The sequence below is a fragment of the Streptomyces sp. SID486 genome (assembly GCF_009865385.1).
Taxonomy (GTDB): Bacteria; Actinomycetota; Actinomycetes; order Streptomycetales; family Streptomycetaceae; genus Streptomyces.
Genome location: NZ_WWJT01000472.1, coordinates 1 through 14305, shown reverse-complemented (window position 1 = coordinate 14305; position 14305 = coordinate 1). Strand labels below are relative to the sequence as shown.

Annotated in this window: 13 protein-coding genes; 7 read left to right on the top strand and 6 right to left on the bottom strand. The window is 73.8% G+C overall.

The features are described from left to right. The first annotated feature begins 210 nt into the window (after positions 1–210). Positions 211–1353 carry an acyl-CoA dehydrogenase gene (locus tag GT045_RS22315; RefSeq protein ID WP_161335218.1) on the top strand — a complete coding sequence of 381 codons (1143 nt, stop codon included), beginning with the start codon at positions 211–213 and terminating at the stop codon, positions 1351–1353. Positions 1354–1432: 79 nt separating this feature from the next. On the opposite strand, the gene GT045_RS22310 is transcribed toward GT045_RS22315, so the two are convergent. From GT045_RS22310 to GT045_RS22290, 5 genes are all read right to left on the bottom strand, one after another. Next, entirely contained in the window at positions 1433–1762 is a 330-nt protein-coding gene (locus GT045_RS22310) for a rhodanese-like domain-containing protein (RefSeq protein ID WP_161298559.1), read from the bottom strand. A 71-nt stretch (positions 1763–1833) separates the two neighbouring features. Beyond that, positions 1834–2646: a hypothetical protein gene (locus GT045_RS22305; protein WP_161335217.1), complete on the bottom strand. Its 813-nt coding sequence runs from the start codon at positions 2644–2646 to the stop codon at positions 1834–1836. Positions 2647–2858: 212 nt separating this feature from the next. Beyond that, positions 2859–4301: a DUF2252 domain-containing protein gene (locus tag GT045_RS22300; protein WP_161335216.1), complete on the bottom strand. Its 1443-nt coding sequence runs from the start codon at positions 4299–4301 to the stop codon at positions 2859–2861. 535 nt (positions 4302–4836) lie between these two features. Then, entirely contained in the window at positions 4837–5952 is a 1116-nt protein-coding gene (locus GT045_RS22295) for a hypothetical protein (RefSeq protein WP_161335215.1), read from the bottom strand. Beyond that, complete coding sequence (locus GT045_RS22290; RefSeq protein ID WP_161292756.1) at positions 5949–6935, bottom strand: nucleoside-diphosphate kinase; 987 nt, start codon at positions 6933–6935, stop codon at positions 5949–5951. Before GT045_RS22290 ends, GT045_RS22295 begins: the two co-directional genes overlap by 4 nt. A gap of 348 nt (positions 6936–7283) precedes the next feature. Between GT045_RS22290 and GT045_RS22285 the strand changes: the two genes are divergently transcribed. The 6 genes from GT045_RS22285 (at position 7284) to GT045_RS22260 (ending at position 13932) form a co-directional block, all read left to right on the top strand. Beyond that, complete coding sequence (locus tag GT045_RS22285; protein ID WP_161292754.1) at positions 7284–7493, top strand: hypothetical protein; 210 nt, start codon at positions 7284–7286, stop codon at positions 7491–7493. 129 nt (positions 7494–7622) lie between these two features. Then, positions 7623–8855 (top strand): hypothetical protein, encoded by a 1233-nt coding sequence (locus tag GT045_RS22280; RefSeq protein WP_161292752.1) that lies wholly within the window; start codon positions 7623–7625, stop codon positions 8853–8855. Positions 8856–8874: 19 nt separating this feature from the next. Further along, positions 8875–10887: an FAD/NAD(P)-binding protein gene (locus tag GT045_RS22275; protein WP_161335214.1), complete on the top strand. Its 2013-nt coding sequence runs from the start codon at positions 8875–8877 to the stop codon at positions 10885–10887. A gap of 36 nt (positions 10888–10923) precedes the next feature. Next, complete coding sequence (locus GT045_RS22270) at positions 10924–12231, top strand: LLM class flavin-dependent oxidoreductase (protein ID WP_161292748.1); 1308 nt, start codon at positions 10924–10926, stop codon at positions 12229–12231. Beyond that, the gene (locus GT045_RS22265; RefSeq protein ID WP_161292746.1) at positions 12228–12440 is read left to right on the top strand and encodes a hypothetical protein; all 213 of its coding nucleotides are present in this window, start codon (positions 12228–12230) and stop codon (positions 12438–12440) included. The genes GT045_RS22270 and GT045_RS22265 overlap by 4 nt, the downstream gene beginning before the upstream one ends. After that, the gene (locus GT045_RS22260; RefSeq protein WP_161335213.1) at positions 12433–13932 is read left to right on the top strand and encodes an amidase; all 1500 of its coding nucleotides are present in this window, start codon (positions 12433–12435) and stop codon (positions 13930–13932) included. Before GT045_RS22265 ends, GT045_RS22260 begins: the two co-directional genes overlap by 8 nt. Positions 13933–14021: 89 nt before the next feature. On the opposite strand, the gene GT045_RS22255 is transcribed toward GT045_RS22260, so the two are convergent. Next, positions 14022–14305 (bottom strand): hypothetical protein (locus GT045_RS22255; protein WP_161335212.1); only part of this gene is annotated, 284 nt, incomplete at its 5' end.

Here is a 14305-nt window from a genome sequence, read left to right as displayed (position 1 = left end):
GTCAGGCGGCCAGCCGGGGGGCAGCTTGTCAGGTGGCCAGCCCAGGGGGGCAGCCCCGGAGGCGGACGGCTCTCGAGGGGGCGGGCACGGCGCGGCCCGCCGGGACGCTCGGGTGCCGGAGGCCGGGTGTTCCGGGACCGTTCCCTTCTTCTAGAACCTGTTCTATCTTGACGGACCGTCAGATGCGCTGACCCGCCGGGAGGACAGGCCGTGGACTTCACCTTTTCCGAGGAGCAGCTGGCGGCAGCCGAGGCGGCGCGGGGGGTGTTCGCCGGTGTCGCTCCGGACGCGGTGCCCAGTCCGGCGCTCACCCTGGGTGCCGTGGCCGAGGGCTTCGACCGGGCGCTGTGGTCCCGGCTCGCCGACGCCGATCTGCTGAGCCTGCTGCTGGCCGGGCGGCACGGCGGGGCGGGGCTGGACGCCGTCGCGCTGTGTCTGGTGCTGCGCGAGGCCGGCCAGGTGCTGCCGCGGGTGCCGCTGCTGGAGCACAGTGCCGCCGCCGCGGCCGTACAGGTGCACGGCGGTCCGGAGCTGGCCGGCCGTCTGCTGGACCGGGCGGGGCGCGGTGAGCTGGTGCTGACCGTCGCGGCGAACGGGCGTACCGGCCACGATCCGGCGGAGTCCGCCGTCACCGCGCGGCGGGACGGGCGGGCGTGGCTGCTGGACGGGGTGCAGACGGCGGTGCCGTGGGCGTACGACGCGGATCTGATCGTCGTACCGGCCCGCACCGGGGGCACCGCGGCCGGCCGGACCGTGCTGGCGCTGGTGGCGCGCGAGGCGGACGGGGTGGTGGCGGCCGAGCAGGTCTCCACCAGCGGTGAGCGGCTTGCCGAGCTGCGGCTGCGTTCGGTACGGGTCGGACCCGGCGAGGTGATCGAGGCCGACGGCGCCTGGGAGTGGCTGCACGCGCTGCTGGTGACCGGGACGTGTGCGCTGGCGCTGGGGCTGGGCGAGCGGGTGCTGCGGATGACCGGTGAGTACGCCGGCAAGCGGGAGCAGTTCGGTCATCCGATCGCGACGTTCCAGGCGGTGGCGGTGCAGGCGGCGGACCGATACATCGATCTGCGCGCCATGGAGGCCACCCTGTGGCAGGCCGCCTGGCGGATCGCCTCCGGGGCACCGGGTGCGCTGCCGGCCGCCGGGGACGTCGCCGTGGCGAAGATCTGGGCTGCGGAGGGGGTGCGGCGGGTGGTGCAGACCGCCCAGCACCTGCACGGGGGGTTCGGCGCGGACACCGACTACCCCCTGCACCGCTACCACGCATGGGCCAAGCACCTGGAGCTGGCGCTCGGCCCGGCGGCGGCGTACGAGGAGAGGCTCGGCGACCTGCTGGCCACGCATCCCCTCGGCTGAGGTGAGCCGGGCGGAGGCGGTACCGGGCAGGGGGTGCCGGGCAGGGGGTGCCGGCAGGGGCTGCCGGGCGGGGCTCCTGTTACAGGACGAAGCCCGGCTTGCCGTCGTCGGTGACGACGGGTCGGCCGGTCTGCTGCCAGTACTGCATGCCGCCGTCGACGTTCACCGCGTCGATGCCCTGCTGCACCAGGTACATGGTGACCTGGGCCGAGCGGCCGCCCGAGCGGCAGATGACGTGGACGCGGCCGTCCTGCGGGGCGGCCTCGGTCAGCTCGCCGTAGCGGGCCACGAACTCGCTGATGGGGATGTGCAGCGCCCCTTCGGCGTGGCCCGCCTGCCACTCGTCGTCCTCGCGGACGTCCAGCAGGAAGTCATCGCCCTTGAGGTCCGTCACCTGGACCGTGGGCACACCGGCTCCGAAATTCATGGCCCCGACGCTACCCGAAGCACGGGGCGTCCCGCCCTGCCCCGCAGTACGGCTCAGCTCTCCGCCAGCAGCGCGGCCAGCTCCGTCTCCCGCTGGGCGATGTCGGCGCGCAGCCGGCCGGCGATCTCGTCGAGCAGCCGGTCGGGGTCGTCCGGGGCGAGGCGGAGCAGCCCGGCGATCGCGCCCTCCTCCAGCTCACGGGCGACGAGGGCGATCAGGTCCTTGCGCTGGGAGAGCCATTCGAGGCGGGCGTACAGCTCCTCGGCGGGGCTCGGACGGCGCTCGGGCGGCACCGGCCCGGTGGCCCACTCCGCGGCCAGCTCCGTGAGAAGGGTCTCGTCGCCACGGGCGTAGGCGGCGTTGACCCGGCTGAGGAACTCCTCGCGGCGCTTGCGCTCCTCTTCCTCCTGGGCCAGGTCGGGGTGGGCCCTGCGGGCGAGGTCGCGGTAGAGCTTGCGGGCCTCCTCGCTGGGCCGCACCCGCTGCGGGGGCCGTACCTCCTGGTCGGTGAGCATGGCGGTGGCCTCCGGGAACAGGCCGTCGCCGTCCATCCAGCCGTGCAGCAGCTCTTCCACGCCCGGGATCGGCAGCACATGGGCGCGGGCCTCCGCTGCCCGGCGGATGTCCTCGGGGTCACCGGTGCGGGCGGCCTTCGCCTCGGCGATCTCCGCGTCCAGTTCCTCGATGCGGACGTAGAGGGGGCCGAGGCGCTGCTCGTGCAGACGGGAGAAGTTCTCGACCTCGACGCGGAACGTCTCCACGGCGATCTCGTACTCGATCAACGCCTGTTCGGCGGCCCGTACGGCCCGTTCCAGCGGTTCCTCGGGGCGTGGCGGCTGCGGCTGGTCGGCTTCGGGGGTCGTCACCCGCCCAGCGTAGCGCTGCGCCGGGCCCGGACCGGGGCCCTGGCCTCCGGTCCGGTGGGGAGGGGCCGTGAAGTGCTGGTGAACCGGGTGGGAGGAGGATCCGGGGCGGTGCCGGGTGGGGGTGGCGGGGGTGGTGCCGGGCGGCACCGGGGGCGCCGGGGTGGTGCCGGGTGGCGGGGGCGGCACCGGGGGCGCCAGGGAGGTGCCGGTCCTCACACCCCCGTCTCGGCCTCGATGCGGCCCGCGCGTATGGCTGCCAGCAGGGTCTCGTGGTCCGCCTCCGTACGGTCGGCGTAGGCGACGGCGAACGCGGCCATCGCCTCGTCCAGTTCCTCGTTCTTGCCGCAGTACCCCGCGATCAGCCGCGGGTCGGCGCTGTGGGAGTGGGCGCGGGCCAGCAGGGCGCCGGTCATGCGGCCGTAGTCGTCGAGCTGGTCGGCGGGGAGGGCGGCCGGGTCGACGCTGCCCTTGCGGTTGCGGAACTGGCGCACCTGGTACGGGCGCCCCTCGACGGTGGTCCAGCCGAGGAGGATGTCGCTGACGACCTGCATCCGCTGCTGGCCGAGGACCACCCTGCGGCCCTCGTGCTCCACCGGCGGGGTCGCGAAGCCGGCCGTGGCCAGGTGCGGGACCAGCGCGGAGGGACGCGCCTCCTTCACCTGGAGGACCAGGGGCTCACCACGGTGGTCAAGCAGCAGGACGACGTACGAGCGGGTGCCGACGCTGCCGGTGCCGACCACCCGGAAGGCGACGTCGTGCACGGCGTGCCGGCCGAGCAGGGGGTGGAGGTCCTCGCCGAGCGTGTCGACGTAACGCTCCAGGGCGGTGGCGACCGCCGCGGCCTCGGCGTCGGGGATGCGGCGCAGCACCGGCGGGGCCGCGACGAACCGGCGCCCGCCGTCCTCGGCCGCCTCGGTCGACTTCGCCGCGAACCGGCCGCTGGTGTTGGACCGGGCCTTCTCCGAGACCCGCTGGAGCGTGCCGAGCAGGTCGTGGGCGTCGGTGTGGGACACCAGCTCCTCGTCCGCGATGGCGTTCCAGGCGTCCAGCACGGGCAGCTTCGCGAGCAGCCGCATGGTGCGACGGTAGGCACCGGCCGCGTCGTGGGCCGCCGCGCGGCAGGTGTCCTCGTCGGCGCCGGCCTCGCGGCCGGCGAGCACCAGCGAGGCCGCCAGCCGCTTCAGGTCCCACTCCCAGGGGCCGTGCGCGGTCTCGTCGAAGTCGTTGAGGTCGATGACGAGGTCACCGCGGGCGTCGCCGTACAGCCCGAAGTTGGCCGCGTGGGCGTCGCCGCATATCTGGGTGCCGATCCTGGTCATCGGGGTGCGCGCGAGGTCGTACGCCATGAGGCCGGCGGCGCCGCGCAGGAAGGCGAACGGCCCGGCCGCCATCCGGCCCACCCGCAGCGGGGTCAGTTCGGGGATGCGGCCGGCGTTCGACTCGGTCACCGCGCTCACCGCGTCGGGACGGCCGGCGTCCAGGTCGAGGGTGCGGTGGGCGGAGCGGGGCACGCTCGACCGGAGCGCCTTGCCCTCCGCCTTCGGCGAACCCGACGAGTCCCGCGGCGGCCACTGGGCGAATCCGCGCACCTGGGGCAGCCGTCGCGCGCTCCCCTCCGCCGTGTCTGCCTGACCCACACCGGTCCCGGTCGCCATGACCGCCTCCCCCGCACTGCCCCCACGCCCTCGGACGGGCGCCGATCCGAACATCAGCTCGGGGAGACCGTACAGCCGGTGGCCGAAACGCGTCAGGCCCTGTGGACAGACCCACCGGCAGCCGTCCGGACGGAACCGCCGGCCCCCACCCCGCCGTGGCACGTGACCCGGAAGAGGTGGGACGGCGGTCAGCGCGCCTCAACTCGCCCACGCACGTGGCCCGGACGAGCTGAGACGGGCGTCAGCGGACCTCAACTCGCCCAGGCACCTGACACCAGAGCCAGCCGGCCAAACCTCGCCGAGGCACCTGACGCGAGAGCCGGCCGGCCCCACCCCGCCGAGGCACGCGGCCGGACGAGGTGCGACGGGCGTCAGCGGGCTTCAGCTCGCCCAGGCACGCCAGAGTCGGCCGGCCCCACCTCACCGAGGCACCTGACACCAGAGCCAGCCGACCCCACCCCGCCGAGGCACGTGACGCGAGAGCCAGCCGGCTCCACCTCGCCTGGGCACGTACCCGGACGAGGTGAGACGGGCGTCAGCGGGCTGCGGCTGCCCGCCACTCGGCCGCGGAGCTGGGGGGCAGCAGGTCCGCCGAGGCCGGGCGGTCGGCGTCGAGGACCTCCGTGGCGATCCGGACGAAGTCCCAGAAGTCGACCGCCGGGTCGGAGCGGTCGAGCAGCGTGCCCAGCTCGTCCCAGCTGAGACGGGTGCCGCCGGCGGCGGCGAAGCGCAGACGGGCCAGGGCGTCCGGAGTGGTGGCCGGCTCGACCCGCTTGAGCGCGGCCTCCAGGTCGAAGTCGCTCGCGGGCAGCAGGGCCTGGAGCCGGGCCACCTCGTCGTGGGCCCGGCGGGTGGCCGTCTCCGCGTCGGCCCTCCGGATCTCGGTGAGCAGGGCGCGGCGTTCGGGCCGGTCGAGGAAGATGCCGACCTCGCGGCAGATGTCGGCCGGCTCGTCGGCGACGTGCACGAAGTTGATGATCTTGTTGGGCGGGTCGAGCACGGTCCGCAGGTGCTCGGGGCCACGGGCCTCGGGGTCGGCCGAGCCCTTGAGGTCGGCCAGCCGCACCGAGCCGGGCACCGCCGGGTCGTAGCGGTCGTCCCGCACGATCAGCAGCAGCGAGTCGCCGACGCTGTGCATGAGCGTCATGAGCGCGAGCCGGTCGGTGGTGTAGACGTGCCAGTTGTAGCGCCACAGCTCGCGCATCGAGTGCCGGTTGTGCCGGATGGGGGCGCTGGCGAGGATGCTGAAGCCCTGGTCGGCGAGGTAGCGCAGGGTCGGCTCGGCTCGGCGGCCGGCCATGCCGTCGCACTTGAAGCTCAGCAGGCCGAGCGGCGCCAGCGCGGCGGCGGCCGCGTCCCCGGCCGTCCGGGAACCCTCGCCGGTGCCCACCCGGGAGCCCCCGTCGGTGCCCACCCCGGAACCCTCGTCAGCGGCCGCCCCGGAACCCCCGTCAGCGGCCGCCCGGGAACCCCCGTCGGTGCCCGTCTGAGCGGCGTCCGCAGCGCCGAGGATGTCGAGGGCGTCGGACCAGCACTCGCGGAAGTAGAGGTCCTCGGCGTACAGCTCGGTCTTGGTGGCCGAGACGGTCAGCGAGCGCCACAGCCGTTCGTCCGGCATCCGGTGGTCACGGGCGGCGGGTGCGCTGGTCATACGGTCTCCCTCTGCCGGCTCTGACCGCCGGCCACGTGCGGCTGCGGGGCGGACGCCCAGGACTGCGGGTCGGGGTTGGTCAGCACCTTGGGGTGCCCGGGCTCGTCGTACTCGATGACATACGTGCCCAGCGCGGCCAGGTCCCAGCGGTCGGGGTGTGCGCCGGCCGCCGCGAGGTCCGCGAGGAACGGCCGCCATTCGACCCGCTCGCCCCGCGCCATGCGTTCCAGCCGGTGCCGTGCGGCGTCGGCGGCCGGACCGGGCGCGGCCGCCTCGACCGCCCGGGTCACCCGGCCGAGCACGTCGGCGCGTTCCAGGGACCGGCTGGGGCCGGCGAAACGCTCCTTGGCACGGTCCAGGGTGTCCTTGTCCTCGTCGGAGAGGACGTCGCCGGCCAGGGCGCCGAGCAGGGCGCGGCGCTCGGCGGCGTCGAAGAGCAGGCCGAGTTCGCGCAGCAGGTCCGCGGGCTCGTCGGCGACGTGGACGTAACTGAGGACGCGGTTGGGCTGGCCGAGCAGGGCGCGCAGGGTGCCGGGCTTCTGCGCCTCCAGGGTGGCGGAACCCTTGAGCGTGGACATCCGCACGGTGCCGGGCAGCGGGTGCCCGGGCTCGCTGCGCAGCAGCAGGAACAGGGCGGGGCCGGCGCCCAGCAGCAGTTCGTTGACGGCGAGCCGGTCCAGCGTGGCCGAGGTGAGCTGGTAGCGCCACAACTCCCGCCAGTGGAAGGGCTGGAAGCGGAACTCGCGGGCGGCGGCCACCCGGAAGCCGTGCTCGTCCAGGTAGTCGAGGACGGGGAGCAGGCGGCCCGCGGCCAGACCGTCCGGCTTGAGCATCAGCAGGGCGCTGTCCCGCAGGGCGGCGGGCAGTCGCTCGCCCAGGACGTCCTCGGCGTCGTACAGGCCCTCGCGGAAGTAGGTCTCGCGGGCGTAAAGGTCCCTTTTCGGCTGACTGCGGGTCAGCGCCGACCAGTCGAGCGTTGTCATGAGGCCGTCCCCCGGGCCGGTTCCGTTTGCTGGGTTCGGGGGGATGCTAGCAGGGTCCGTATTTCGGGACAGGATCACGTGAGACGCGATTTGGGAATTCACCCGCACCCGGGCCCCAGCTGAGACAGATTCCGCGCGACAGCCACCCCACACCACCCACCATAGTGGGACACAAGGGGGCGATACGGACAAGTTTAAAGTGTGCGCGGAGTGATTCGGTAAAGAAAACCCGCAGGCCGGCCCAATTTACCGGACCCCGGTCACCCTTGACGGTCGAGGCAGCTGTACGACTAATCTCCGGTGCTGCGGGAAATTCCTCCCGCCAAACCGATAAGGAGGGTGGTCGACATGCGCGAAGCTGTTTCCACCGCCGTGCAGAGCAGCAACTTCAACCTGAAGAATGAGGTCGTTGAGCTCATTCCTTCCGGTGTTGCCGGCAGCGCCGTCATGGGCGTCCGCGAGCTGGAGGCCTTCCGTGCCGCCGGTTCGTTCGTGCCGGCCTCGAAGCACGGCCTCGAGGTCATCACCGGCGCCAGCTGCGAGACCGGCGCCCAGTAGTGAACGGCCGGGTGGGTCCGTCCTTCGGGCGGCCCACCCGGCTTCTTCCCGGGGCGGCGCCCACCGGTGACTTTCCCGGGGGCACCCGCCCTCCTTTATCCCTCACATTCGACGTCGAAGGAAAAGGTCATGACCGACACTTCGTCCCGCGCGCTTCCCACGGTTTCCGTCGTGACCTCGCACGGCCGGCAGCCGCTGAGCGGCGGAGCCGACGAGCGCCTCATCGACATCCTCAACCGGAACCGCGTTCCCTGGTCGGCGGTCGCCGCCTACGTGGTGCCGGAATCCGGTGGCGACCCGCGTCTTTCCCCCTCGCTCGACCGCACCCTGGCCGAATTCGAGGACGCTTCCGAAATCCTGCTGTACTTCAACCGGAACGTTAATCCGTTCAACTTCTCGATCGAGGACTTCCGGACCATCGAGAGCGACGATCCGGGGGCCGAGGCCACCGAATACGTCTACCAGCGCCTCGACAACGAGACCGGGACGGCGGAGTCGTTCCTGAAGAAGCTGAGCCCCGAGGAGTGCCGGCAGATCATCGCCGACCGGGTCGGCGACACCGTCCGCGCGCACGTCCCGGAGGGCGCGGACCTGGTCGTCGGCGTCAGCGGCGGCGGGGACAGCAACGCCCTGCTGTACGGCCTGAGCCAGCTGTCCGACCACGGGATCACCATCCACCCGGTGATCCTCAAGGGCATCCCGGACTGGGACGCGGGTGTGCCCCGGGCGCAGGCGCTGTGCGAGAAGTACGGCCTGGAACTCACCGTCGTCGAGGCCGACGAGGTCAAGGAACTGCTGGGTATTCCGGCGGACTCGGTCGATCTGATCGACCGGTTCGAGCGCGAATTCCAGGGCGACGACTTCGAGTTCCTCGGCACCCTGCTGATCCGTCTCGCCCTCTCCAAGGCCGCGCGGGACATCGGCACCCCGTACATCGCCACCGGTGTGAACCTCGAGGACATCGTCTGCGAGAACCTGTACCGGGTCACCACCGGTCTGAAGCCGGCGGCCTTCCCCGCCCGGCAGATCGGTGAGACCACGCTGGTGCTGCCGCTGTGGCTGTGCCCCAAGCGCATCATCGACGGCTGCTTCCCGAAGTTCTCGCTGGAGAACTACGACGCCCGCTACCCGTGCTTCTCGCTCGGCCGGAACCTGTACTACAGCGTGGTCTACGCCCTGCAGTCCCAGTTCCCCGGCTACCTGGAGCAGGTCGCCCGCGGTCTGTCCCAGCTGAGCATGAAGGACCCGGTCGAGTACACGTACAACGAGCAGCTCGGCTTCCACGTCGAGCGCACGGTGCCCTTCCCGCTGCTGCGCAGGTTCCAGAAGATGCTCAGCGGCGCGCAGCCGACCGCCGGCTGACCGGCGCGGGACGGCAGGCATGACCGCGCACTGTGTCGTCGTCGTCGGCGGTGGGCCCATGTGCACGTACGCCATGGCGCACCTGGCGGCCGTACTGCCGGACGCGCCGCCCGCCCGGCCGGTGCGGATCGTGGTGTTCGAGCGGGGTCGCCGGGCGGGGGCCGGCGAGGTGCACAGCGACGTACAGACCCCGACCGGTTATCTCAACCGGGTGGCGGGTCAGATCGCCTTCGCCCCGGACGAGTCGAGCGACCCGCCGCGCAAGCTGCTGCCCGGCGGTCTGCGGCCCACCTTCCAGGAGTGGTGCGCCGCGCGGCACGCCGCCACCGGCCACCCCGACTTCGACCTGCGCCCGTACGACGTCCCCAAGCGGTACGTCCACGGGCTCGCACTGCGCGAGATGTTCCTGCGCTACACGGACCGGCTGCGGGAGGTGGCCGGCGTCACCGTCGAGGTGCGGGAGGCCGAGGTCACCGACGTGCGCCGCGCCGGCCGCCACGACGCCCCCGGCGGTGACCGGTTCCTGGTCCGCTCCGCCGACGGCGGGGAACTCGTCGCCGACGAGATCCTGTTCGTCACCGGGCACTCCTGGAACACGCCCGCCCCGGGCAGCGAGGAGGAGCTGCTCGCGGCACACGCGGGCTACGTCCCCACGCCCTACCCCCTGGCGGAGCGGCTGGCCGAGCCGGCGGTGCCGGCGGGCGGGGCCGTGGCGGTGCGCGGGCTCGGCCTCACCGCGATCGACGTCTTCCTGCAGCTGACCGAGGGCCGCGGCGGCACGTTCGTCGACGACGCGGACGCGGCCCCGCACGGCCTGCGGTACGTGCCCGGCGGGCGGGAGCCGTCGGTGATCGTGGCCGTCAGCCCCAGCGGGGTGCCCGTCTCGGGCCGGCCGCTCAACGACAAGGTCGCCGATCCCGGCCGGCTGGAGCACACGGGGGAGTTCTTCACGATCGACGCGGTGCGCACCCTGCGCGCGCGGGTCGGTGTGGCGCTGCCGGACGGGCGCCGTCCGCTCGACTTCGACCGGCACCTGTTCCCGCTCGTCGCCCTGGAGATGGCCTGGGTGCACCACCGCACCCTGCGGGACGCGACGGCCGTACGGCGGCTGCGCGCCGCGGTCGCGCCCGCGTACCGGGACTTCCTGGCCGGACACGGGCCGTGGGGCGACGCGGGCGCCGACGCGTTGACATCGGCGCTGGAGAGCCCGCTGGACGCGGGGGAGCCCGGCCGGTTCGACTGGCGGGCGCTGCTCGACCCGCTGCCCGCGGCCTCCGCCCGGCGTGACGACGACGGCGCCGACTGGGCCCGGCGCACGGCCGACCATCTGCGCCGGGACCACCTCGACGCCCTCCAGGGCAATCTGCGCAACGCCGTCAAGGCGGCCTGCGACGGCGTGTGGCGGGACCTGCGCGCCGTGTTCGGCGAGGCCGTGGACTTCGGCGGCCTCACCCCGAGGTCCCACCGCCGCTTCGCCCGGATCCACCTGCGCCACTACAACCGGCTCTCCAACGGCGCGGGGCTGACTCCCATGCGGAAGGTGCTGGCGCTGCTGGACGCCGGGCTGCTCGACCTGTCGGTGGGGCCGCAGCCCGCGGTGCGTCCCGCCCCGGGGGGCGCCGGCGGCTTCGTCGTGACGGGCGGCCGGACCGGAGCCGTACGGGCCGTGGACACCGTGGTCGAGGGCCGGGTCCACCCCTTCGACCCCCGGCGTGACGTGCTGCCGCTGTACCGCTCGCTGCTGGACGCCGGGCTGGTGCGGCTGTGGCGCAACTGGGGGCCGGCCGGCAGCGACGACTACGTGCCCGGCGCCCTGGACCTCACGGCGCGCTTCCACCCCGTCCTCCCCGACGGCTCCAGCGAACCCCGGCTCACGTTCCTCGGCGCGCCCGCCGAGGGGCTGCGGGTCTTCCAGCAGAGCGCCGCCCGCCCGCACTCCAACAGCTCGGTCCTCGCGGTCGCCGCGGACTGGGCGGAGGAGGCGGTGCAGCGCATGCCGCGCCCGGCGCACCTCGTTCCCCCCGTGCAGTGAGTAAGGATGGTTGACGCGTTGACTCGGCACTCCCCCATGAGGCTCGGGGCCTTCCTGTACCCGACCGGCTATCACGTGGCCGCCTGGCGCCACGCCGACGTGCCCGCCGACGCGGGCGTGAACTTCGCGCACTACGCCGAGCTGGCCCGCACCGCGGAACGCGGCACGCTGGACTTCCTCTTCCTGCCGGACAGTTCCGCGATGCGCGGGGACGACCTGACGGAGCTGAGCCGCACCGCCATCCGGTACGTCGCCCAGTTCGAACCGCTCACCCTGCTCGGCGCGCTGGCCGCGGTCACGGAGCGGATCGGGCTGACCGCCACGGTCTCCTCCACGTACAGCGAGCCCTATCACGCGGCCCGGATGATCGCCTCGCTGGACCACATCAGCCGGGGCCGGGCCGGCTGGAACCTGGTGACCTCGCAGAACCCCTACGAGGCGTACAACTTCGGACTGCCGGAACACCCCGACCACGCCGCCCGCTACCGCCGGGCCCACGAGTTCGCCGAGGTCGTCAAGGGCCTGTGGGACACCTGGGGGGACGACGCCTGGGTGCGGGACAAGGAGGCCGGCCTCTTCTTCGCCCCCGAGCGGATCCGCCCCCTGGACCATCAGGGCGAGCACTTCTCGGTGCGCGGGCCGCTGAACATGCCGCGCACGCCGCAGGGGCACCCGGTGACGCTGCAGGCGGGGTCCTCCGAGGTGGGCCGCGAGCTGGCCGCCGTCACCGCCGACGTGGTGTTCACCGCGCAGCACGACAAGGAGGACGTACGCGCCTTCACCGAGGACGTGCGGGCACGCGCCGAGAAGAACGGGCGGGACCCGTCCTCCGTGCTGGTCATGGCGGGGGTCTTCCCCTTCGTGGGCCGTACGCGGGCCGAGGCCGAGGAGAAGCGGGAGCGGCTGCAGGACCTCATCGACCCGACGGTGGGACTCGCCCTGCTGGCCAGCGAACTGGGCCATGTCGACCTCTCCGGCTGCGACCCGGACGGGCCGCTGCCCGAACTGCCGCCCTCCAACTCGGGCCGCAGCAGGCGGGATCTGCTGGCGCGCATGGCGGCGGACGAGGGGCTCAGCATCCGCCAGCTCTACAAGCGCGTCGCCGGCTCCCGGGGCCACCGGCAGGTGCTGGGCACGGCGGAGTCGGTCGCCGACGAACTCGCCGACTGGTACGAGAGCGGGGTGGTCGACGGCTTCATCGTGATGCCGCCCTCCCTGCCCGACGGACTGGACGACTTCGTCGACCTCGTGGTGCCGGAGCTGCGGCGCCGCGGGCTGTTCCGGACCGCGTACGAGGGCACGACGCTCCGCGACCACCTGGGACTGGAAAGGCCGGTGCGATGACCGGGCGGGACGAGCACTCGCCGGCGGAGGAGTTCGACCGGGTGGCCCGGCGCGCCGGGCTGACGGTGCCGGCCGAGTGGCGGGCCGGCACCGTCGCCGCGTACACGGAACTCATGGCGTTCACCGAGCTGTTGCGCGAGCCGGGACGCCCGGTGGGCAACGAGCCGTCGGCGGTGTACCGCATCCTGGTGGGGGACGAGGGTGTCTGAGACGGGTGAGCTGCACGAACTGTCCGTCGCCGAGGCCGGAGCGCTGCTGCGCTCGCGCGCGCTGAGCGCGACCGAGCTGACCCTGCACACCCTGGCCCGCATCGCCGCGGCCGATCCGGTGCTGCACGCCTTCGTGACCGTCACCGAGGAGCGGGCCCTCAAGGACGCCGACCGCGCCGACCACGAGCTGGCGGCCGGGATCGACCGGGGCCCCCTGCACGGCATCCCCTACGCCCTCAAGGACATCTTCGACACCCGGGGGATCCGCACCACGAGCCACTCCTGGCTGATGGCGGAGCACGTACCGGACGAGGACGCCGAGGTCGAGACGCGGCTGCGGGCCGGCGGCGCGGTCCTCGTCGGCAAGCTGGCCACGCACGAGTTCGCGCTCGGCGGCCCGAGCCCCGAGCTGCCCTTCCCGCCCGCCCGCAACCCCTGGCACACCGAGCACTTCACCGGCGCGTCCTCCTCGGGCGCGGGCGCGGCCGTGGCGGCGGGACTGGTCCGGGTCGCCATCGGCTCCGACACGAGCGGTTCGGTGCGCGGGCCCGCCTGCCACTGCGGCACCGTGGGGCTGAAACCCACCTACGGCCTGGTGTCCCGGCGGGGCGCGTTCCCGCTGTCGTACGCGCTCGACCACATCGGTCCGCTGGGCTGGACCGTGCAGGACACCGCGCTCGCCACCCAGGTGATCGCCGGGTACGACGCCTTGGACCCGGGCAGCGCGCGGCGGCCGGTACCGGATCTGACGGCGGGTCTCGGGCAAGGTGTGCGGGGGCTGCGGGTCGCCTACTCGCCCTGCTGGTTCCGCGACGACCCGGCGACCTCGCCGGAGGTCACGGCGGCCATCGAGCGGGTGCTGGCCGGGCTGGCCGAGCAAGGGGCCACGGTCCACGAGGTGGAGCCGCCGCCGTACCGGCGGTTCAACGCCTGCGGGCGGGTCATCATGGCCGCCGAGGCGTACGCCGTCCACGAGGCCGACCTGCGGGAGCGTCCCGAGGCGTACGGCCGCTACACCTACCAGCGGATCGCGCCCGCCGCCGGGCTGAGCGCGGCCGACCTGGTGCAGGCGTACCGGCTCCGCCAGGAGCTGGCCGACGCCGTGCGGCGCACGGTCTTCGACCGGTACGACGTGTGGGTGACCGCGACCGGGCTCGCCCCGGCGCCCCGGCTGGACGCCTTCCCTGTCGACTGGCCGCCGCCGCGCGAGCTGACCGCCATGCAGACCATCCCCTTCAACGTCACGGGTCACCCGGCCCTCGCCCTGCCCGCCGGACGCTCCGGCTCCGGGCTTCCGCTGGGCATGCAGATCGTGGGCCGGCCCTTCGACGAGGTGACGGTGCTGCGGGTGGGCGCGGCGGTCGAGGCGATCACCCGGCACCCGGACCACAGGCCCACCGGCGTGCCGACGCCCCCGCCGTCGGCACCACCACCGCCGACACCCCCGCCGTCGGCGGCACCACCGTCGACGGCACCCGCCCCGCTCGGCTGAGCCGGGGCGGCCGGCCCCCGCCGACGCGCATCGGACGGCGGGCGGCGGGCGGCGGGTCAGCCCTCCGGCAGCCCTGGGCCAGCCCTGCGTCAGCCCTCCGTCAGCCAGCCGGACTCCACCAGGGCGTCGAAGAGGCGGGTCGTGGTGGCCGGGTCCAGGGGGCGGCGAAGGCCGTACGACGTCTCGGTGACGATCCGCTCGCGGTCCCGGGCGCCGTCGGCGCGGATGGCGAGGTTGAACAGCACCGAGAGGTGGTGCTTGTCCTCGGCGATCATCCCGCCGAGCACCGAGCGCGTCCCGGGCGGCAGTTCACCGAGCATGGCCCGCAGGTTGAGCGGGCCGTGCCAGCGCCGGTGCACCGGCGGGCCGGCCG

Bases quoted from the DNA above. Each gene is read 5' to 3' on its own strand.
- GT045_RS22300 (WP_161335216.1), bottom strand. From the start codon at position 4,301: ATGGCGACCGGGACCGGTGTGGGTCAGGCAGACACGGCGGAGGGGAGC.
- GT045_RS22295 (WP_161335215.1), bottom strand. From the start codon at position 5,952: ATGACCAGCGCACCCGCCGCCCGTGACCACCGGATGCCGGACGAACGG.
- GT045_RS22290 (WP_161292756.1), bottom strand. From the start codon at position 6,935: ATGACAACGCTCGACTGGTCGGCGCTGACCCGCAGTCAGCCGAAAAGG.
- GT045_RS22285 (WP_161292754.1), top strand. From the start codon at position 7,284: ATGCGCGAAGCTGTTTCCACCGCCGTGCAGAGCAGCAACTTCAACCTG.
- GT045_RS22280 (WP_161292752.1), top strand. From the start codon at position 7,623: ATGACCGACACTTCGTCCCGCGCGCTTCCCACGGTTTCCGTCGTGACC.
- GT045_RS22275 (WP_161335214.1), top strand. From the start codon at position 8,875: ATGACCGCGCACTGTGTCGTCGTCGTCGGCGGTGGGCCCATGTGCACG.
- GT045_RS22270 (WP_161292748.1), top strand. From the start codon at position 10,924: ATGAGGCTCGGGGCCTTCCTGTACCCGACCGGCTATCACGTGGCCGCC.
- GT045_RS22265 (WP_161292746.1), top strand. From the start codon at position 12,228: ATGACCGGGCGGGACGAGCACTCGCCGGCGGAGGAGTTCGACCGGGTG.